The 21,290-nt window shown below is 64.7% G+C and carries 11 protein-coding genes and 1 pseudogene; 3 read left to right on the forward strand and 9 right to left on the reverse strand.

The genetic code is table 11. From position 1 onward, the window contains the following. Window positions 1–73 precede the first annotated feature (73 nt). The 3 genes and pseudogenes from J1M87_RS19460 (at window position 74) to J1M87_RS19465 (ending at window position 4,954) form a co-directional block, all read left to right on the forward strand. Window positions 74–3,391: an arabinosyltransferase domain-containing protein gene (locus J1M87_RS19460; RefSeq protein WP_374222404.1), complete on the forward strand. Its 3,318-nt coding sequence runs from the start codon at window positions 74–76 to the stop codon at window positions 3,389–3,391. 270 nt (window positions 3,392–3,661) lie between these two features. Continuing rightward, window positions 3,662–3,778: pseudogene (locus tag J1M87_RS29480) on the forward strand (IS30 family transposase); the annotation flags it as partial. A 213-nt stretch (window positions 3,779–3,991) separates the two neighbouring features. After that, window positions 3,992–4,954 carry a hypothetical protein gene (locus tag J1M87_RS19465; protein WP_206491197.1) on the forward strand — a complete coding sequence of 321 codons (963 nt, stop codon included), beginning with the start codon at window positions 3,992–3,994 and terminating at the stop codon, window positions 4,952–4,954. A gap of 145 nt (window positions 4,955–5,099) precedes the next feature. Here J1M87_RS19465 and J1M87_RS19470 read toward each other — a convergent pair whose 3' ends face one another. From J1M87_RS19470 to J1M87_RS19510, 9 genes are all read right to left on the reverse strand, one after another. Next, window positions 5,100–6,644 carry an acyl-CoA carboxylase subunit beta gene (locus J1M87_RS19470; protein ID WP_206491198.1) on the reverse strand — a complete coding sequence of 515 codons (1,545 nt, stop codon included), beginning with the start codon at window positions 6,642–6,644 and terminating at the stop codon, window positions 5,100–5,102. Window positions 6,645–6,647: 3 nt separating this feature from the next. Then, entirely contained in the window at window positions 6,648–11,705 is a 5,058-nt protein-coding gene (gene pks13 / locus J1M87_RS19475) for a polyketide synthase Pks13 (RefSeq protein WP_206491199.1), read from the reverse strand. Window positions 11,706–11,748: 43 nt separating this feature from the next. Then, window positions 11,749–13,647: a long-chain-fatty-acid--AMP ligase FadD32 gene (fadD32, locus tag J1M87_RS19480; protein ID WP_206491200.1), complete on the reverse strand. Its 1,899-nt coding sequence runs from the start codon at window positions 13,645–13,647 to the stop codon at window positions 11,749–11,751. A gap of 180 nt (window positions 13,648–13,827) precedes the next feature. Beyond that, complete coding sequence (locus tag J1M87_RS19485; protein ID WP_206491201.1) at window positions 13,828–14,826, reverse strand: LLM class F420-dependent oxidoreductase; 999 nt, start codon at window positions 14,824–14,826, stop codon at window positions 13,828–13,830. A 238-nt stretch (window positions 14,827–15,064) separates the two neighbouring features. Further along, window positions 15,065–16,021: a cutinase family protein gene (locus tag J1M87_RS19490; protein ID WP_206491202.1), complete on the reverse strand. Its 957-nt coding sequence runs from the start codon at window positions 16,019–16,021 to the stop codon at window positions 15,065–15,067. 10 nt (window positions 16,022–16,031) lie between these two features. Continuing rightward, entirely contained in the window at window positions 16,032–16,577 is a 546-nt protein-coding gene (locus tag J1M87_RS19495) for a DUF732 domain-containing protein (RefSeq protein ID WP_241257140.1), read from the reverse strand. Window positions 16,578–16,658: 81 nt separating this feature from the next. After that, entirely contained in the window at window positions 16,659–18,560 is a 1,902-nt protein-coding gene (locus J1M87_RS19500; protein ID WP_206491203.1) for an alpha/beta hydrolase-fold protein, read from the reverse strand. Window positions 18,561–18,779: 219 nt separating this feature from the next. After that, complete coding sequence (locus J1M87_RS19505; RefSeq protein WP_206491204.1) at window positions 18,780–19,793, reverse strand: alpha/beta hydrolase family protein; 1,014 nt, start codon at window positions 19,791–19,793, stop codon at window positions 18,780–18,782. Between the two features lie 328 nt (window positions 19,794–20,121). Then, window positions 20,122–21,147: an alpha/beta hydrolase family protein gene (locus J1M87_RS19510; RefSeq protein ID WP_241257141.1), complete on the reverse strand. Its 1,026-nt coding sequence runs from the start codon at window positions 21,145–21,147 to the stop codon at window positions 20,122–20,124. Window positions 21,148–21,290 lie beyond the last annotated feature (143 nt).

A 21,290-nucleotide genomic window follows, 5' to 3' on the forward strand; every position in this document is an offset into this window, starting at 1 on the left:
ACCTGTTTTTGGAACGGTTACGGGGACGATGCCTGTGTGACCTCTTCGTGACGCTCGCATAACATCGTCTCTCGTGCCCGACGTCGCGACAGATTCATCAGCTGGCCCCCCGGTCCCCGCTCCACAGCGAGCCTCGGACGAACTTCGTGCTCAGGTACGAATCCCCCGGCTGATCGCAATGGTGGCCGGAGTGCTCGGCGTGCTGTTCGCGTTGATCACTCCGTTCGCGCCCGTCACCCAGACCACCGCCACCATCGCATGGCCGCAGAACGGCCTTGTGGAGGACGTGGACGCCCCGCTGGTCTCCCAGGCACCCCTGAGCCTGAGCGCCACCCTGCCGTGCTCTGCAGTCGCAGCACTGCCCGCGTCGGGCGGGCTACTGCTGGCGACCGCGCCTCCGCAGGGTGAAGGCGCCGCACTGAACAGTATGTTCGTTCGCGTCGGCGAACAGAACGTCGACGTACTCGACCGCAACGTCGTCGTCGCGTCGGCACCGCGCGCAGACGTCGAGAGCACCCGCTGCGCGTCCATCGAGATCACCTCGAACGACCAATTCACCTCCGCAGCCTTCACCGGCCTGACCGGCGACGACGGCCGCCCGATCGAGGGCAGGCTCGACGGCGATCTGCGTCCCCAGGTCGTCGGGATCTTCAGCGACCTCAGCGGCGCGGCCCCGGCCGACATGTCGGTCACCATCGACGTCGACTCCCGATTCTCGTCGACGCCGACGCTGCTCAAATCGATGATCATGATCCTCGCGATCGCCTGCACCCTGTTGGCCATCGCCGCGCTCGGACGACTCGACGGCACCGACCGCCGCGCCCACCGCCGGTTCTTCCCCTCGCACTGGTGGAAGTTCACCGGTGTCGACGTCACCGTCCTCGGCGTACTGGTCGGATGGCACTTCGTCGGTGCCAACACCTCCGACGACGGCTATCTGCTCACGATGGCCCGCGCCGCAGACCACTCCGGTTACATGGCCAACTACTTCCGCTGGTTCGGCGTACCCGAGGCACCGTTCGGTTGGTACTACGACGTGCTCGCCGTGTTCGCCAAGATCTCGACCGCCAGCCCGTGGATGCGCCTGCCCGCCCTCATCGCCGGCGTCCTGTGCTGGATGGTGATCAGCCGCGAGGTCGTGCCGCGTCTCGGCCGCGCCGTCCGCAAGTCCAACGTTGCCCTGTGGACCGGCGGCCTGGTGTTCCTCGCGTTCTGGCTGCCCTACAACAACGGGCTGCGTCCCGAACCGATCGTCGCCCTCGGCGCACTGCTCACCTGGTGCTCGGTGGAGCGCTCGATCGCCACCGGCCGACTGCTCCCCGCGGCCGCCGCATGTCTCATCGGAGCCTTCACCCTCGCGGCCGCACCCACCGGATTGATGTGCGTGGCCGCACTTCTCGCCGGAGCACGCCCCATCGCACGCATCGTCGTCCGACGCCACCGCCAGGTGGGCACCCTCGCACTGCTGGCACCGCTGGCCGCGGCAGGTGTGCTCGTCCTCGTCGTGGTGTTCGCAGACCAGACCTACGCGACGGTCATCGAGTCCACCCGAGTACGCACCATCATCGGCCCCAACGAGGCCTGGTACCAAGACTTCCTGCGCTACTACTACCTCTTCGTCCAGACCGTCGACGGCTCCGTAGCGCGCCGCTTCGCGTTCCTGACGATGATCCTGTGCCTGTTCACGACGCTGTTCGTGCTGCTTCGTCGCCGACGCATCCCCGGGATCGCGAACGGGCCGGCCTGGCGTCTGATCGGTGTCGTCCTGGGCACCATCTTCTTCATGATGTTCAACCCCACCAAGTGGACGCATCACTTCGGCTCCTACGCCGGTATCGCCGGTGGACTGGCCGCACTCACAGCCGTCGCAGTCTCGGCGACCGCCCTGCGCTCGAGGCGCAACCGTTCACTCTTCGCAGCGGGCCTGATGTTCGTTCTGGCACTGTCGTTCTCGGGCATCAACGGCTACTGGTATGTATCGAGCTACGGCGTACCGTGGTTCGACAAGACCGTGTCTCTGAACGGCCATCAATCGGGCACCCTGTTCCTCATCCTGTTCGGACTGGTCCTGGCGGTGGCAGCATTCCAATATCTGCGAGAGGGATACGCTCCGCCACAACCGAAACCGTCGTCGACGCGCGGTCGACGGATCCGCACATTCGCTGCGGCACCGCTGACCGTCATCGCCGGAATCATGGTGCTGTTCGAGGTCCTCTCCCTCGTCAAGGGAGCCGTATCCCAGTACCCTGCCTACTCACTCGCACGCTCGAATGTGCAGTCCCTCTTCGGCGATTCGTGCGGGCTCGCCAACGATGTCCTCGTCGAATCGAACCCCAACGCCGACATGCTCAGTCCACTGCCCGGCGACTTCGACTCCGTCGCAGGACCCCTCGGCGGATCGAGTTCTACCCTGCGCAACTTCACCGCCAACGGCGTTCCCAGCGACCTGAGCGCCGACGCCGTGGAAGTCAAACCAGGACAAGGCAACACCGACCAACAATCCGTCGGACCCGCTTTCGAAGAAGGCCAGAGCTCGGGCACCGCAGGCGGCACCGGTGCCGTGGGCGTCAACGGCTCCACCGCAGCCCTGCCCTTCGGACTCGACCCAGCCACCACACCGGTACTCGGCTCGTACCAGGAAGGCGTCCAGGAGCCGGCAACAGCCACCTCCAGTTGGTATGGGCTCCCTGCCCGTAGCGACGACGCACCCCTGGTCGTCTTCTCGGCGGCCGGACGCATCTGGTCCTACGACGACACCGGCGCCCTCACCTACGGCCAGTCGCTACTACTCGAATACGGAAAACGTCAGCCCGACGGCACCGTCCAGTCCGAGGGCACCTACCTACCCCGCGATATCGGACCTGCACCCTCGTGGCGCAACCTCCGAATCCCGTTGTCGGACATCTCACCCGACGCCGATGCCGTCCGCATCGTCGCCAACGATCCGAACCTCACCGGCGACCAGTGGCTCGCCTTCACGCCGCCGCGAGTACCCGTGCTGGAAAGCCTCAACACCCTGATCGGCAGCGAACAACCCGTCCTGCTCGACTGGGCCGTCGGACTGCAGTTCCCCTGCCAGCGGCCCTTCGATCACCGATACGGCATTGCCGAGGTACCCGGATACCGCATCCTCCCGGACCGTCCACTCGCCGTCAGCTCCACCGACACATGGCAATCCGGCGAGAACGGCGGCCCGCTGGGCTGGTCCGAACTGCTCGCCAAGCCCGTGGCCATCCCCACCTACCTGGACAACGACTGGGGCAGAGACTGGGGATCACTCGAACGCTACGAGCAGTACTACCCCGACGCAGTTCCGGCCGACGTGAAGACCGCTGACGTCACCCGATCGGGTTGGTACGAGGACGGACAATTGCGAGTGTTCGAGAACTAGGCTCACCCTCTTCCGCCCGCTCCGCTCCGCGCCGCTGCCCGCTCCGCTCCGCGTCAATGGACCCTTGCACACGTCTCGACCGTGCAAGGGTCCATCCACGTTTCGGCCTGGAGTGGGTCAATGGACCGCTGCATACGTCTGGGCAGTTTCAAGTGATGGTTGCAACACAGCTCCTGACCTGAGGAGATGTGGAGCAGATGTCCCGACGTGTCATCCCGAACCGAGCAGAGATAGTCGCTAGGTTCCATGCCATGCGAGATTCGGGCGCATACCGCAGAGCGGCTTCAAGCGGTCGCCGACGAACTCAACGACCGCCCCCGCCGAACGCTAGGCTGGAACTCACCAGCAAAAGTGATCAACGAGCTAATCGTTGCAACGACCGCTTGAAACTGCCCTGAGCGCGTCAATGGTTCATTCACCTGTCCGGGGGGCAAGCAAGCGGACTCCATCGGCGGGCCTTAGCATCCGAGTCCGACAGCGTCGTCCACCCTGAGGCTGGCGACAGCCGTCCCGTCCACAGAGTGGTCGTTCATCCACAGACAGCCTGCGACCGGGCCCCAACGCGACGAACGTGTCGGTGCCGAATTCCACTCTTCGGGCATGAAGAGACGATTGTGGAACGCAGATTCATTGTTCGACCTGAGCTCGACCGGCGTCGTGACGCGCTGGCAACTTCGCGAGGCGGGCGTGAGTGACGCAGCGATCGATGGCAGGTGCGCGCCCGGCGGTCCGTGGCAGCGATTGCTACCGGGTGTCGTGCTGCTGCGCAACGGTCATCCGTCGACACTCGAGCGGTCGGCCGCAGCGCTCGCGTACGGCGGACCGACGAGCATGATCACCGGCTGCGTCGGACTCGATTCGTTCGGATACGGGACCAACGGATCCGCCGGGGAGGTTCATTTGCTGCTGCCCGCGGAGATGCGTCGGGCATCGGTGTCATTTGTCCGAGCAGAGCGAACGTGGCGGCTTCCCAAGCCGATAACCAAGGGCAGCATCCGAGTTGCTCCTCTGGTGCGTTCACTGGTCGACGCCACACGCGCCGCGAAATCAGAGGCACGGTGCGTCGCCCTGTTGACCGAGGTGCTCCAGCGGGGCGGCGTGACCATCGATCACGTTGCCATCGAACTGGCCGAAGGCCCGCGTCGCTACAGCGCGCTCACCCGCCGAGTACTCCGCGAGTTGCGGGACGACGCGCACTCGGTGGCAGAACTCGAAGACCAACGACTGTACCGAACCAGCGGGCTGCCTGCGATGACACACAACTGCGACATCTACACCCGGAGCGGAGAGTTCATCGCCAACACCGACGGGTGGATCGACGACGTGGCACTGGCACGTGAAGTCGATTCCGTGACCCACCATCTGTCACCGGCCGACTACCAGCGGACACAAGCACGACGCAACCGAATGCAGGCCCACGGACTGATCGTCGTTTCCCATTCACCGCAAGATATCCGCGATCGGCCTACACAGGTGCTCAACGACTTACGGATGAACTACCAACACGCTCTCGCCAGACCTCGGCCGGATGTGGTGATGGTTCCGCGCGAATCGACCGGGTGAATGGACCATCGGACACGTCTGACCGGTGCAGTGGCTCATTGACACCGCCCCAGCGGTTGCGTGAATGAACCACTGCATACGTCTGACCAGTGCAGTGGTCCATTGACGCCAAAGGGAGCGGAGCGACCGGGCCGAACGAGAGCGACTAGATCGGGAGCAGCGAGTGCTTTCGCGGACTCTTGATCACTTCTTTGTCCTTCAGTATCTGCAGGGCCTTACGAATCTCGAGGCGCGTCTGGGACGGTTCGATGACGGCATCGATGTAGCCACGCTCGGCCGCGATCCACGGCGTCGCGACATGCTCGTTGTAGAAGTCGATGAGTTGCTTGCGCAGGGCCGGTGCGTTCTCTCCGGCCTCGGCGAGTTGTTTGCGACTCATGATGTTGATGGCACCCTCGGCACCCATGACGGCGATGCGGGCCGTCGGCCAGGCGAGGTTGATGTCCGATCCGAGCTGTTTCGAGCCCATCACCGCGTATCCGCCGCCGTACGACTTGCGAATCACCACAGTCACTTTCGGCACTGTCGCCTCGACGAAGGAGAAGATGAAGCGACCACCGCGATGGATGACGCCGAGTGTTTCCTGATCGACGCCGGGCAGGAACCCGGGTGTGTCGACGAGGAAGATGATCGGGATGTTGTAGGCGTCGCTCAGCCGGATGAAGCGTGCGGCTTTGTCGGCCCCGTCCGCGTTGAGAGCGCCGGACAGGTGCAACGGCTGATTGCCGACGATTCCGACCGGTCGACCGTCGACGCGGGCGAATCCGGTGATCACGTTCGGCGCGGTCTGGCCCGAGAGTTCGTGGAATTCACCGTCGTCGAAGATGCGCAGGATGATGTCGTGCATGTCGTATCCGGCGTTGTCGGCGTCGGGCATGAACGAGTCGAGCTTGCGATCGGAGTCGGTGATCTCCGGTTCGAGTCCCGGGTTGATCACCGGCGACTCCTCCTGGCAGCTCGACGGCAGGTAGCTCAGGTAGTTGCGGATCCACTCGAACGCGGCCTTCTCGTCCGCAGCAACGTGGTGGACGTTTCCGTTGAGTGCCTGCACGCGCGCGCTGCCCAGCTCGTCCAGGCTGACGTCCTCACCGGTGACCGACTTGATCACGTCCGGCCCTGTGACGAACATGTACGCCTCTTCGGTGGCGACGACGAGATCGGTGTTGATGGGCGCGTACACCGCTCCACCGGCACACTTACCGAGAATCAGCGAGATCTGCGGGCACAGTCCGGACAGCGCCTCGTGGCGTCGGCCCAGCTCGGCGTACCAGGCGAGGGAGGTGACGGCGTCCTGCACGCGAGCGCCACCGGAGTCGTTGATGCCGACCACCGGGCAACCCATCTTGATCGCGAAGTCCATGATGCCCGCGACCTTGCGACCGAACATCTCGCCGACCGTGCCGCCGAACACGGTCTGATCGTGCGAGAAGACCGCGACCGGACGGCCGTCGACGGTGCCGTGACCGGTGACGACGCCATCACTGTAGAGCGCACCCGGATCGTTCGGTGCCTTCACCAATGCGCCGATCTCGATGAAGCTTCCGGGATCGAGCAGCGAGTTCACGCGTTCGCGGGCACTGGGGATGCCCTTCTTCGCTCGCTTGGCTATTCCGATGTCGCCTGCCGGTTCCTCGGCCAGGTCGAGCCTGGTCCGTAGTTCGGCCAGCTTCTCCGCAGTGGTGCCACTCAAAACTTACGCTCCGGTTCTTGCAGACTCGATGTTCTCGAGCGTCTTCGACAGATGGGCCGCGATTTTCCCAATGTACGGCTCGTCGACGACCGCGAGGTGATCGCCTCCGACGTACACGATCTCGAGGTCCTTCACCACGGGTCCCCAACCACCGTGCTCTTCACGGGTGGCGTATGCAGGCTCGAGCGCGATCGCGTCGTCGTGGTACTTGTCGGCCAGGTACAACGTGACATGTCCGCCGTACTCCTTGAGCTCGGCCGTCTGGATCGCTCGGTTGTCGAGCCACGACGTCCGCTGATGTTCGATGATTCCGCCGGGGATCTTCGCACCACTGAGTTTGACCAGATCGGTGATGATGCGGATCTGGCCCTCGTCGTCCGCATCGACCAACTTGTCGTACGGAATCGGGTAGTCGACGTTGTACGTCTTCTTCGCGAACGCCGCGTACCGCTCCCACCGCTTACGAACCTCGTCCTTGGTGTCCGGAATCGCGGTGCCGGGCATCACGGTGTCGAGCAGCCCGACGTAGGCGACCTCGATTCCTTCTTCCTCCATCTGACGAGCGACCTCGTAGGCGAGGATGCCGCCGAGCGACCACCCGACGAACACGTACGGCCCCTCCGGCTGGATCGCCTTGATCAGCGGCACGTACTCCGCGGCGCGCTTGGCGATGGGGCCCTCGACTCGCTCGAGCCCATACATCGGAGTGTCCGCCGGCAACTTCCGCAGCAACGGCTCGTAGGCGACGGTGGAGCTGCCTGCCGAGTGGAAGGCGAACACCGGTGTGGCGGTGGAACCTTCGGGGCGAGCCCGCAGATTGCGAACTACGCCTTCGATCTCACCGTCTTCGAGATGCGGGCGAACCTTGTCGGCGAGCTGCTCGATGGTTTCCGAGTCGAGGACGTCGTCGAAGGTGATCTCCCCGCCTGCCCGCTCGGTCAGACGGGCCGCCAACTTCTCGGCGGTTTCGTCGTCGAGAATCGGCAGGGTGTTGAAGATGCCCTTGGCCGATTCCTTCGTCACCACAGCCCAGGTTGCGAACGTCATCCGCTCGGCATTGTCGCGCGGGGGAACATCGGAACCGGCGGCCTCGGCGAAGGCTTCCTTACCACCCAGGTCGGTCTCTGCCGCGGCTGGAACTGCCGGTGTCACAGTCGGTTCCGTCGCCGCAGGAGTTTCCTCGACCGGAGCGGGCGTGACTGCGGCCTGCTCGGCGGCCTTCTCCGCCTCCTGCTCGGCAGCCTTCTCCGCTGCCTGCTGGTCGGCGAGTGCCTGCACCTCGTCGCGGTTCTCGATCGCGTAGCGCAGGTACTTCTCCACCTCACGCAGGTTCGCGTCGCGCACGGCCTGCAATTGCACTGTGGGAATGTCGAATTCGTATTCCACGCGGTTCTTGATGCGGACGGCGCTGAGCGAGTCCAGGCCCAGTTCGATCAGCGGTACCTCGGGCGGCAGGTCCTCGGGCGAGTAGCCCATGGACTCGGCGACGATGATCGCCAACCGATCTTCGAGCTTCTGGCTTCCGTTGGGATCCCAACGGTCACCGAACGTCTCGACGACCTCCGGCAGTTCCTCCATCGGTGACGAACTGGGTTCCACCGCCTGAACGGGTTCCGGACGTGCGTCACCCGAGGTGACGACGGCCTCGTGCAGCAGGGTGAACGCCGAACCGTCGCGGCCGTGCACCTGGACCGATGCGCCACCGAGATGCGAGGTCAATGTGGTGACGACCGTGCCCACCTTCGGCACTGCAGCATGGGAGACCGAAACACCCAGTGCCACATCGGAGAACACCTGCGATGCCGCCGCGGTGACCAGTGCATCGAATCCGGCGACGGCCGAGGCCTGGACCTCCCAGATATGACGACCGTCGGGCAGTGCGACACGCGCCCCGGGGACCCGACTGTTGCCACTGGAGCTCACCTGCGAGTTGAGCCAGAACTCCTTGCGCAGGTAGGCAGTTCGCGGGATCGCCGCGTACGGGCCGGGAGCGAACAGCGTCGCCAGCTCGAGCGCGTGACCGTGGACGTACAGCTGCGCGAGAGCCGCGAGGAACGTCTGTTCCTCGTCTTCCTTGCGCTTGAGCGTCGGAATCAGTGTCGAGTCCGCGACGCCCGCCGCCCATGCCGTTGCCGCCACCGACATCAAGGCGACCGGGTTGGGTGCGAGCTCGACGAACGTGGTGTGGCCGTCTCCCACAGCGACATTGACTGCCTGGGTGAACCAGACGGGATGACGCATTCCCTTGGTCCAGTACTCGACACCGTGGATCGCCGCATGCCCGACGCGATAGTGCGCCTCACGATCGACCGAGGAGTACACCCCGGCGGTGAGCTTGCTGGGTTCGATTCCGGCGAGTTCGGCGGCCAGCTCGCCGAGCAGTACGTCGACCGCTGCGGTGTGGCCTGCGCCTTTGACGTCGAGCAGTCGGGCCATTTTGCCTGCGGCCTCGGCCATTTCGACGAGCGATTCGACCTCGGCGCGTGGCCCACCGACGGTGGTGTGGGTCGGTGCGGCGTATACGCATGGCTCGACGTGGGGGAACTGATCGGTGAGGGTCTTGACCTCGTCGGGGGTGTATTCCACGAGAGCCATGGCACCCTGCGATGCGGCTCCGAGGCCGTCCTGTCCCTCGGCCAGTAGCCGCGAACGGGCGTAGATGATGCGCACTGCGTCTTCGAGGTTGAGGCCACCGGCGACGTATGCGGCTGCCACCTCACCCATCGAGTGTCCGATGACGGCCGCCGGCTCGGCACCGTGCGAGCGAAGCGTTGCGGCAAGGGCGATCTGGATGACGAAGATCGCGACCTGGGAGTTCTCGAACTCGTACGTCTGTGCATCGTCGAGGATGATCTCTCGGATCGAGTAGCCTGCCTCGTCGAGCAGCAGTTCGTCGACCTTGTCCACTTCGGCGGCGAACACGGCATTGGTTCGGTAGAGCCGAGATGCCATCTTGCGGTGTTGCGATCCGAACCCGGAGAACACCCATACTGCGCCGTTGGACGCGGGCGAATCGGCGGAGAACACACCGGGGCCGGGCTTACCGGCCGCGATGGCGCGAAGTCCGGCGATGGCCTCGGCCGTGGTGGATGCGAGAACCACTGCGCGTGAACGTCCGTGGTTGCGGCGAGCCAGTGTGCGACCGACGTCCACGAGTGGCGTCGTGCTGCCTTCTTCGGTCTCGAGCCAGTCGGCGAGGTCCGCTGCGGCGCGCTTGCGCCGTGACGGCAGAGCTGCGGAGACTGCGAGCACGACCGTCTCGGGAACCTCGGCAGCCTCGTCGACTGCCGGTGTGGTCTCGGTGACCGGGCTGACCGTCTCGACCTCCACGTCCTCGTAGACACCCTCTGCCACAACGGCTTCGGGGTCCACCGCCGAGGCGTCGAAGGCGGCGTCGGTTTCACCCGGGACGTACTCGCGCACGACCACGTGCGCGTTGGTACCGCCGAAGCCGAATCCGGAGATTCCGGCGACTGCCTTGCCGGTGTAGCGCGGCCAGTCGGTGGCTTCGGGGACGACGCGAAGGTGCGCCTTGTCGAAATCGATGTACGGGTTGGGTCCGGCGTAGTTCAGTGACGCGGGGAGTTTGTTCTGCTGCATCGCGAGCACGACTTTGATCAAACCTGCTGCGCCTGCGGCAGATTCGAGGTGCCCGAAGTTGGTCTTGGCCGAGCCCAGCAGGGCAGGCTTGTCGGCGTCACGGCCCCGGCCGACGACGCGGCCGAGAGCGTCCGCCTCGATGGGATCGCCCAGGATGGTTCCGGTTCCGTGCGCTTCGATGTAGTCCACGCCCGAGGGGTTGATTCCGGCGTCGCGGTAGGCGAATCGGAGTGCGTCGGCCTGCGCATCCGGGTTCGGTGCGAGCAGGCCGTTGGAGCGGCCGTCCTGGTTGATCGCCGATCCGGCGATGACGGCGAGGATGTCGTCGCCGTCGCGCTCGGCGTCTTCGAGTCGCTTGAGGACGACCAGTCCGCCGCCTTCGGAACGGATCATGCCGTTCGCGTCGGAGGAGAACGCCTTGATTTTCCCGTCGGGAGCGAGCACACCGGTCTGGCCGAATCCGACGGTGATGGGCGGCGCGAGCAGCATGTTGACGCCACCGGCCACGGCCAGATCGGATTCGCCGGTACGCAGGCTGCGCACCGCCTGGTGCACGGCGACGAGCGAGGACGAGCAGGCGGTGTCGACAGCGATCGACGGCCCGCGGAAGTCGTAGAAGTACGACACTCGGTTGGCGACGATGGCGGTGGAGGTGCCGGTGAGGGCGTACGGGTGTACGGCCGGGTCGCTGACGGCGATGAGCTGGTAGTCGTTGGAGGAGCTGCCGATGAAGACGCCGACCTGACTGCCCTTGATCGAGCTGGCCGGGATGTGTGCGTGCTCGAGCGCTTCCCAGGTCAGTTCCAGCGCAAGTCGCTGCTGCGGATCGACGTTGACGACCTCGTTGGGTGACATCGCGAAGAATTCGGCGTCGAAGGTCTTCACATCGTCGAGGTAACCGCCCTTGGTCACCGTCGCAGCCACGGCAGCGGCGATGACGGGATCGGAGGTGAATTCCTGCCACCGGCCGTCGGGCAGATCGGTGATGCCGTCGCGGCCCTCGATCAGGAGCGACCACATCTCTTCCGGAGTGTGCCCGGTGCCGGGGAAGCGTGACGACAGGCCGACGATCGCCACGTCGTGCGCGTCACCCGACTGTCCGCCGCTGGTGTAGAAAGCGTCGTCGACGGTGCCGACGGGCTCCTCCGGCTCGCCCTCGATGATGATCTTGGCCAGCGAGGCGATGGTGGGGTGCTGGTAGACGACGGTGGCGGTCAGCGTGACACCCACCAGCTCCTCGATCTCACCGCTCAGCGCGACGGCGTCGCGAGAGGACAGACCGAATTCCTCCATCGGGCGGTCGTCGGAGATCGCCGATGCCGGTTGCCCGGTAGCGTCCGCAACCCAGTCGCGCAGCCAATCGCGAAGCTGCGCAACCGTGTAATCGCCCACGGAAGTGGAGCCTGCGGACTGATCCGATTCTCCGACCTGCTCGTTTTCGTCTGTCTCTAGTTCAGCCATTACTCACCACGTTGTGTCGGAGGAATCGAAGGGTGCGCGCGCGTCAGTCGGGCAGTTCGGCGTCCGGGAACGCCGTCTGCTGGTAACCGCCGCGCAGGGTGCCCTCGATGTAGGCGGCCTTGCAAGCGCGCCGGGCGATCTTGCCGCTGGAGGTGCGAGGGATGGATCCGGCCGGGACGAGGAGGACATCGCGCACGGTGACTCCGTGACGCGCGGACACCGCGGTACGGACCTCGTCGGCGATGGGCTGCGGATCTGCCTTGCCCGCGCCGGGAGCACGCTCGGCGACGATGACGAGCTGCTCGGAGCTGTCGTCCGAGTCCTTCGTCAACGCCGCTCCACTGAACTCGAACACGATATCGGGAAGCTGGTTGAGCGGGACGGCGAACGCCGCGACGAAGCCGGGCCGCAATGCCTTGCTCGCCTCCTGTGCCGAGAACTCCAAGTCCTGCGGGTAGTGATTGCGGCCGTCGACGATGACGAGATCCTTGACGCGACCGGTGATGTACAGCTCGTTGTCGTGGTAGACGCCGAAGTCGCCGGTCCGCATCCAGTTGCCACCCTCGGGGGCTCCCTCGGCGTGCGAGCCCTGGGAGATGCGGTGGACGAGCTTGTTGTGGAAGGTCTCGGTGGTCTCGGTCTCGCGGCCCCAGTAGCCCTGGCCGATGTTCTCTCCGTGCAACCAGATCTCGCCGACGTGATCGTCCTCGACCTCGGTCGCGGTCTCGGAATCGACAATCGCTGCCCACTGGCTTCGGGCGACCGTTCCGGTGGATACCTGCGGGATCGCGCCGGGAGCGTCCGGGGCGACGACGACGAAGTTTCCGGCGTTGAGCTCGACGCGGTCGACGTAGACCACCTTGGCCTCGTCGGCGTGCTTGCTGGTCGAGACGAACAGGGTGGCCTCGGCCATGCCGTAGGACGGCTTGATTGCGGACTTCGGCAGACCGTAGGGGCCGAAAGCGTCGTTGAACTTCTTCATCGACGACGTCGTGACGGGCTCACTGCCGTTGATCAGGCCGATGACATTCGACAGGTCGAGGCTCTCGCCGTTCTTGGGCAGTCCGCGCTGAGCGGCATGCTCGAACGCGAAGTTCGGTGCCGCCGCGAATGTGCCTGCCCCATCCGAGACCGCGGCGAGTTCCTTGATCCAGCGCCAGGGTCGCTGCACGAACGCGCGGGGGCTCATGATGGTGATGTACTTACCGCCGAGTGCGGGCAGAATGACGGTCAGCAAGCCCATGTCGTGGAACATCGGCAGCCAGGTGACACCACGGGAGTCGTGGTTGATCTCCATGCTGTCCACCATCTGCAGTGCATTGACGCCGACCGCGCGGTGGGTGATCTCGACTCCTGCCGGGGTGCGTGTCGAGCCCGAGGTGTACTGCAAGTAGGCGATGTCGTCCAGCGTCGCGTTCGGCTCGACCCAGGTTTCGCCGACGCTGTCGGGGACCGCATCGACGGCGATGATGCGAGGGCGTTCCGCGGCGGGCAGGGCGCGGAAGAATGCACGCACGCCTGCGGCCGAGTTGCTGGCGGTGAGAATCGCGCTGGGCTTGCAGTCGCCGAGTACGGCGTGCAGCCGGTCGGTGTGGCCGGGCTCGTCGGGATCGAAGAGCGGCACGGCGATGGTGCCTGCGTAGATCGCACCGAAGAACGCCACCACGTACTCGAGGCCTTGTGGGGCGAGGATCGCGACGCGATCACCGGGCTGGGTGACCTGCTGCAGGCGAGCCGCAACGGCCTTGAGTCGAGCGCCGAACTCCGCCCAGGTCAGCTCATGGGCTTCGCCTTCGCGCTCCCTGGAGTAGTCGACGAATCGGTACGCGAGCGTGTCGGCGTTCTCTTGTACGTTCACCTCGACGTGGCGAACGAGAGTTTGCCCTTCGTCGATGGTGATGTGGCCGTTCTCATCGATGAAATCATCGAACGTGTGGCTCATTACTTCAATCTCCTCCAACACGAATCTGCCGCCATGCAGCCTGTGCGACGTATGCCCGCACGCCAAGCTGCACGACTACAGACACCGAACAGCGTTTTATGTTACTGACAAGTAGGTCTAGCGGTGTCAGTTTGGCACCTGGCTTCGAGGCCAGCTACATGGTACCGACACACACCTGCGTCACTCGCCTTTCAGCAAGTCGACAACCGGCGCGAATGCTTCCATTTGAGTAGGGAAAACCCCGACATAGGACATCGTCGTCCGCGCGCGAACGTTACGGATTTGATCGGCGATTTCCTCGTATGTCCCGAATGCGAGATATGGGGAGGACAAAATGTCCTCGACGGTGAGTTGCACATCGACATCCACGTTCGGCGGGTAGCCGTTGGCCAGAGCTGCCAACGCCATCTCCGCCATCTGCTCGCGGTCGTCGGTGACGACGATGGTGGTGATGGCCCAGTTCAACTCGATGTCGTCGAATCGGTCCCCTGCGGCGGCTCGGATCAGCTCGACGCGCTCGAGGGTCTTCTCGATCGTCATGCCCGAAAGCAGTAGCTTGCCCTCTTTCGAGGTGCTCGGCACCACGGAGATGATGTCGGCATGCTTGGCCGCCAACGCCAGCATCTTCGGTCCGCCACCGCCGATGCAGATCGGCGGCCGTGGACCCTGCCGCGGCCGAGGACTGCCCTTGAGACCACTGATCGTGTAGTGCTTGCCTTCGAAGTTGCATTCTTGACCGCGCAACAGCACGTCGAGAATCTCGAGGGTTTCCTCGAGCTTCTCGATCCGCACGCCAGGTCGGTCGTACGTGATCCCGGCCTTGTCGTACTCCTCGCGCATCCACCCGGCTCCGAGACCGAGTTCGAGGCGCCCACCGGAGAGAACATCGATCGTCGCCGCGTCCTTGGCCAGCACCGCGGGATGCCGGAAGCCGTTCGCCAGTACAGCCGTACCTAGCCGAATCTTGTCGGTCGCCACAGCAAGTGCGCCCAATGCTGCAATGGGTCCGACCTGATTACCGAGGTGATCGGGAATCATGAAGCTGTCGTAGCCCAGTTCCTCGGCCTGTTGTGCCAACTTGATGAACTTCCGAGCCCCACCCTCCTCGGCGTTTCCCTCTCCGCCTGCAGCGAATCGGAATTTACGCGGCCCAACGGACGCGGCCTCGGCGGAACTCATCTAATGCTCTCCTCAGGGATCTGAAGCGTGCGGAATCTGCAGCGTGCGGGGTCGGAAAGTGGCTGTCGGCACGGAGCTGAGCAGCCGACCGAGGCCGATCTGCGCAGGTCCAAGGCGTCACTCTAGCCGCTCATCGAATGCGATCACACCGGCTGGGGGTTGCCCAGCCGAGGTTTGTGCGTCGCACCAGCTTGCGACACGCCGTGTTGTGATGTTTCCGTTACCGATCGTTACATTTTCAGGAATGGGCGGGTGTCGGAGCGTTCTCGATCAACCCAGCCGCCCACGCGGCCGTCCACTGAGTGGCCGTCGTACCCGAGCTGTCGACGACAAAACTGTTGTACGACGCATGCACGGGGTTACCCGCAGCACCGATCAGAATCTGGATGCTCTGCGGAATGTTGCGGAGCGACAATCCATCCGAGGGCGAAGCGCAGATCAGGTCGCCCGGCGCGCAGATCTCGTTGGTTCGGTCGTCCAGAGCACCGAAGCCACCCTCTCGACGCCCCGTCATGGTGATCCCGGGAAGGTCGAGTCCACCGAGCGCCACCTCGGCACCGACACCGTCGAGGGGACCCGGCACATCCGTGCCGGACACGCCGTCACGTCGGCCATCGGCGATGAGAGTGACGCCGAGAACTCGATCAGCCGGTATCGGGCCGTTATCCGCGCCGATATCGGCCGCGATGTCACCGGCGATGACTGCGCCCTGCGAGAACCCGGTGAGGACGAAGTTGGTCAGCGGGCAACGCGCGCTGACGTCGGTCATCTTCTGAACCGCTACGGCCTTACCCTCGGTGCGACTGTTGTTGTAAGACTGCTGGCCGTCCGGCGGCAGAGCGATCGGATTCGAGAACTGGGCCACGTACGGAACGGTGTAGACGTCGGCACGCGAGGCAGGAAACTGCTCCTGCAATGGGCGGGTGACGTTGAGCATGAGCGAGAGCGGATTTGCCGTCGGGTTGTACGGATCGTCGGTGGACGAGGACTCCCAGGTGCCCGGAATCGCGATGACCTGCACGTCGGGGCAGTCCGCCGGTTGCGAGGTCGGCTCCTGCGGTCCCGGCGGCGGCCCCGGGGTGACCGGGCCCTTCGGCAAGCGCCCGGCAAGCAGGTACCACAGGGCCACGATGATCAGCCCGAGGATCACCGCGACGGCGACCACCGGGAGAATTCTGCGCTTACGCTGTGCCATCGGCGTCGATCTACGGCCTGCAGTACGTCGCCTGCGCGGCGGCGATGTAGGTCTGGGCTGCCTGCTGAGCCTGGGTCTCGGTCATCTGCGTTCCGGCTGCACTGGCCTCGACGCCGACATTCGCCGTCACGTAGGTCGAGATCTCGTCCGGTGCAACTCCCTGCGCCTGCGCGGCACAGATGTAGTTGGCCGTCGACACCGCGATGTCGCCGTTGCCCGCCGGAGTGATGCCCTGCTTCTTCAGTTCGTCGAGAAAGCTCTGACCGCGGGTGTCGATTTGACTCTCCGTCGGACCGGGGAAGTCGTCCGGGACAGGCTGCGGTTGCTCCGGCGGCGCGGTGGCCGCTTCGCCCGGGCTCGTGGTGGGTGCAGCAGTGGTGGTCTGCGCTTCCGACGTCGTCGAACTCGCCTCGGTCGTCGTCTCGGCGGCCGTGGTGGTGCTGGTCGGCGAGCCGGTGGCCGTCGAGTCGTCACTACCGCAGGCCACCAGCATCGAGCTCGCCGCGACGGCCATGACGCCGAGAGACAGAGTTCTGGCCAGGGAATTACGCGTCATCGATCGAAATCCTTCGGTCGTCGGGTACGCAGGCGACAGTACAGCCACGCACTTAAGAGAACTCTGAAGAGTCCTGCACCGTCAAGGCGCGATCGTGGTCACGCCGTCCTTGAGCGTGATGATGCCGAACTGGAAGTTCTGCTGCTTACCGCCACCGTCGATGTCGAACTGATCGCTGGTGGGGTAGCCCAGACGGCCGCCCTCGTAGCCGACCGATCCCCATGCATCGAAGATCGGACCGTACGGAATGGACCACGCACCGCTCAACGGGCTCCAGTAGATGTTGCCCGTCTCGAACTGATTGAAGCGGCCACCGTCGCGGATCGGACCGAGTTCGTTGGACTTGGGGAATCCGAGAGGACCACTCTCCCAACCCAATTCGCCGTACTTGCCGAGAATCATGCCCTGCACCGAATGCACGCCTGCATCGGGCGAGTTGTAGATGGCACCGATCTCGAAGCCCTGAACCGAGCCGGGCTTGTTCGGCGTCTGGACCTCCTCGAGCACCGGATAGCCCAACGGTCCGCTCTCGTAGCCCTGGGCTGCCCACTCGTCGAGCACAGCGCCCTTGACCATGTGCGCTCCGGTCTGCGGCGTGAAGTAGACCACGCCGTTCTGGAAGGCATTGAACCGTCCGCGGCCGTCGGGTGTACCGATCTCGCCGGTCGTCGGGAAGCCGAGTGCACCCTCGGGCCCCTTGTTGCCCTGGTAGATGCCGCCGATGGCTCCGGCGACGACCTGCGCCCCGGTGTCGGGGGTGAAGAACACTCGGCCGAAGGTGAAGTCCTGTGCGCGTCCACCGGCCACGTTGTACTCGGCCGTCAAGCAGGGGCCGAGCCAGGAATTCGCGCCGCTCGCATTACCGATCTGGCCGGCTACGGTGCACGCAGGCTTGTCCACCTCGACACCGAGTGCGGTGGCGAGCTGCGGCCACAGCTGGTGCAGCTCGAACTGCCAGTACGGCCACGAGTGCGTGCCCGACGGGCGGTAGTTGACCTGCGCGGGGATACCGAGCTGGTTGAGCTTGGTCGCAAAAGTCTGCGAGGTCAGCCGAGACAGAATCTCGAGGCCCATGCCTGCGTAGTTGGTGCTCACGCCCGGAATGCCCGACGGCTGGTCGTACGGTCCGGTTGACCCGTTACCACTCGAGATGTAGAGGCTGACGCCCTTGAGCTTGTCGGCCAGCAGATACGGATCGTGCTGCGCCCACAGCGAGTTCGACGGCGCGCCCCACATCGCCTTGGAGCTGTAGCCGCCTGCATCGCTCATCGCGTACTGAATAGCCTGCGGCATGCCTAGCGAGGTGGTGGTCAGAATGCCCGAGAGGGAGCCTGCGAACTTGAAGAAGCCGGGGTTGCGCGCAGCGAGGAACATCGCGGACGTCCCGCCCATCGACAGGCCGACGACGCCGCGAGTGTCGGTGCTCCGCCAATCCTTGGCCAGGATGGGCGGCAGTTCCTTGGTCAGGAACGTCTCCCACTGGTAGTTCTTGCCGTTGTCCTGGTCCAGCCAGTCGGAGTAGAAGCTGGATTGACCGCCGACGGGGAGGACGACGTTGACGTTCTTGTCCGCGAAGTACGATTCCGCGTCGGTCTCGGCCGTCCAGCCGTTCTCCTGATCGGTCGCCCGTAGACCGTCGAGCATGTAGACCTGCGGGAACGTCGCTTGCGGGTTGATGTTCCAGTCACGGGCGAGCAGCAGCTGGACCTGGATGGGTGTTCCCATCGACGGAGAGTCGATCCACAGCGCGACGCGACGATCGGAGAGCCAGTCCACCGAGGTCACCGTCGCGCCGGAGGTCTGGGTGTATGCAGGTCCGGTGTGCGAGACGGGCGCGGTGTGGGCCACCGGGGCGGCCGCGGCCACAGTCGCCGTCGCGAAGGGAACCATCAGCGCCGACGCAACGGTCAGTGCTGCTGCGGCTCGCCGGCCCCGTGTGCCGGCCGACGTGCTCCGACCGAAGCGAACAAGCCCAGTGCGCATGATGGTGACTCTCTTTCGATGTGACTTCTCGAAGGTCTCGTATCGAGACATGCTTCGTATGTCTTTCTACACGTGCGCGATGCCGACGGACAGCAGACGCGCTGTGGCTGGTGGTGCGATTGTGAACAGAGGGGATGAATCGGGCGGGCCGAATCAGAAATGCCGCCCCACGTACATCACGTGGGGCGGCATGTTCCGAGCATCGTCAGTCGAGTGCTGTCAGGCGTTGAGCGCGTCCAGGATCTGGCCACGAGCCTTCCACAGCTCCGCGCCCCAGTACGGCCATGCGTGAATGCCGTTGGACGGGAAGCTGTAGGTCGCGGGGATACCGAGAGCGGTCATGCGGATCTGGAAGGCACGAGTGTTGGCGAGCGAGATTGCCTCGAGGGCCATGCCGTTGGCCGTGTTGTAGAAATCGATCGGCGCAGACGGGTGATCGAACTCGCCGGGCAACCCGCTGGCGGCCGAGATGTACAGCGACAGGCCCTGCAGCTTCGGTGCGAAGACGAACGGGTCGTTACGCAGCCACGCCGGGTTCCACGGCGGTCCCCACATGGAGTCGACGTTGAAGCGGCCTGCGTCGAGCATCGCAACGCGGATGGCCTCGCGCATGCCGGGCGCGGAGATGTTCAGGTAGCCCGAGAGCGAGCCGGCGAACTTGAACTGATCGCGGTGGTACGCGGCGAGCGTCAGAGCGGCCGAACCGCCCATGGACAGGCCGAGGACGCCGTTGTTGGTGCGCGAGACACCGTAGTTCTCGAGGAACGCAGGCAGTTCCTCGGTCAGGAACGTCTCCCACTTGTAGGTGACTTCCTGGCCGTTGAAGTTCGAGGAGGTGTACCAGTCGCTGTAGAAGCTGGACTGACCGCCGACCGGCATGACCAGAGTCACGTCGTCGTTGGCGAACTGATCCTGGGCGTTGGTCTCGAACGTCCAGGCGTTGCGGTCGTCGCGGGCACGCAGTCCGTCGAGCAAGTAGAGAGCAGCACTTCCGCCGCGGGCAGCCCACTGGACCTGAACCTTGATCGGGCCCATCTCGGACGGGACGATCAGATCCTCACGGCCACCGGCCGGGCTCTGGTGCGCGACGGACGCGGGTGCCGCCACAGCGACAGCTCCACCGACGACACCGGCGGCCAGGGGAAGGACGAGCGCTGCAGCTCCCACTCCGAGCAGGCGCTGACGCCAACGTGAAGGGGCCTTCGATGTGCTGCTGAGGCCGGCAAATCGCATGAATCGTGCTCTCTCTCATCTACGCGGTCTCCGCTGTCGTAGCGGCCCCCGGCAATCGAACAGGGCTAACTGGTGGCCCCGCGAGGCCGAAGTAAAGCTGAAAGGCTGGACAAGCTGTGGTTCTGCTGAGAAAGAAGAACCGCTCGATGGAGGTTATTCCATCGAGCGGTTCCAAGGCAAAACTGTGATCAGCGTCCCAGTTTCATCTCGCCGCTTCCCCGAAACAGGAGACTATCCTGCTCCACCCCCGCTGAACAGCCCCGAAAAGTCGTGAGTTGTCACTAGGGGCCGCAAAACGGGTGAAACGACCGAAACGTCTCGAGGGCGATCAGTTACCGATGTTGGCGCTGAGATCAGGAGCCATGATGCGGATCTGCTCGCCCCAGTAGCCCCACTGGTGGGTACCGACGGCCGGGAACGCGTAGGTGACGTTGGTGGCACCGATACTGGCCATGCGGATCTGGAAGGCACGGCTGTTGGCCAGTGCGATCGCTTCGAGCCCCATGCCGTTGGCGGTGTTGTAGTAGTCGATGAAGCTCTGCGGGCGATCGAGTCCGCCCGGCAGGCCGCTGCCTGCGAAGACCCACACGCGAGTGCCGTTGTCACGCAGACGAGGAGCGAAGACGAACGGGTCGTTACGCAGCCACGCCGGATCCCACGGCGGTCCCCACATCGCATCGATGTTGTACCGGCCCGAGTCCAGCAGGGCCAGGCGCATTGCCTCGCGCATGCCGGGAGCAGAGATGTTCAGGTAGCCGGACAGCGAGCCCGCGTAGCTGAACTGGTCCGGGTGGTACGCGGCCAGCGTCAGTGCAGCCGAGCCGCCCATCGAGATACCGATGACGCCGTTGCGATTGGGGTTGAAGCCCCAGTTGTCACGCAGGTTCTCGCGCAGATTCTGGGTGAGGAAGGTTTCCCACTTGTAGGTGGTCTTCTGCCCGTTGAAGTTCGAGGGTGCGTACCAATCGGAGTAGAAACTCGACTGTCCGCCGACCGGCTCGACGACATTGATGTTGTAAGCAGCCAACACAGCACCTGCGTCGGTCTCGTGCTCCCAACCGGAAATGTCGGAGGTGGCCCGCAGCCCGTCGAGGAGGTAGACGACGCGGTTGGTGTTGCCATCCGCAGCGCGCCAGACACGGCTCTTGATCGGGCCCATGCTCGAGTCGGTCCAGACGTCGATGGCATTGCTGTCGAACGCTGCGTTGGCCGTTGCACCACCGCCTGCTACAGCCAATCCCAGCGGCAGGACCACCGCCATCAGCATGGACGTGGCGGCACGGCGTCCCCATGACCCCGCTTGCTTGTCCCCGCCACGCTCATCCGCGGACCGGCTCTTCCATCTACCCAGCATGCACTCGACCTCTCAGCTGCTTCGTCGTCACATCGGTTACGCAATCAACGATTGATCTCGCAAGTTCATCATGTTTCGTCGCCCGACCGGAGTCGGGCGCATACACATCCTCCGCACATATCGTGCGAAGTACGCCGGCCGTT

Source organism: Rhodococcus sp. KRD162 (assembly GCF_017168335.1).
GTDB lineage: Bacteria > Actinomycetota > Actinomycetes > Mycobacteriales > Mycobacteriaceae > Rhodococcoides.

Excerpts from the sequence above, each read along its gene's own strand:
- J1M87_RS19505 (WP_206491204.1), bottom strand. The coding sequence starts at position 19,793 with ATGCGATTTGCCGGCCTCAGCAGCACATCGAAGGCCCCTTCACGTTGG.
- fadD32 (WP_206491200.1), bottom strand. The coding sequence starts at position 13,647 with ATGAGCCACACGTTCGATGATTTCATCGATGAGAACGGCCACATCACC.
- J1M87_RS19495 (WP_241257140.1), bottom strand. The coding sequence starts at position 16,577 with ATGACGCGTAATTCCCTGGCCAGAACTCTGTCTCTCGGCGTCATGGCC.
- J1M87_RS19510 (WP_241257141.1), bottom strand. The coding sequence starts at position 21,147 with ATGCTGGGTAGATGGAAGAGCCGGTCCGCGGATGAGCGTGGCGGGGAC.
- J1M87_RS19500 (WP_206491203.1), bottom strand. The coding sequence starts at position 18,560 with ATGCGCACTGGGCTTGTTCGCTTCGGTCGGAGCACGTCGGCCGGCACA.
- J1M87_RS19465 (WP_206491197.1), top strand. The coding sequence starts at position 3,992 with ATGAAGAGACGATTGTGGAACGCAGATTCATTGTTCGACCTGAGCTCG.
- J1M87_RS19485 (WP_206491201.1), bottom strand. The coding sequence starts at position 14,826 with ATGAGTTCCGCCGAGGCCGCGTCCGTTGGGCCGCGTAAATTCCGATTC.
- pks13 (WP_206491199.1), bottom strand. The coding sequence starts at position 11,705 with ATGGCTGAACTAGAGACAGACGAAAACGAGCAGGTCGGAGAATCGGAT.
- J1M87_RS19490 (WP_206491202.1), bottom strand. The coding sequence starts at position 16,021 with ATGGCACAGCGTAAGCGCAGAATTCTCCCGGTGGTCGCCGTCGCGGTG.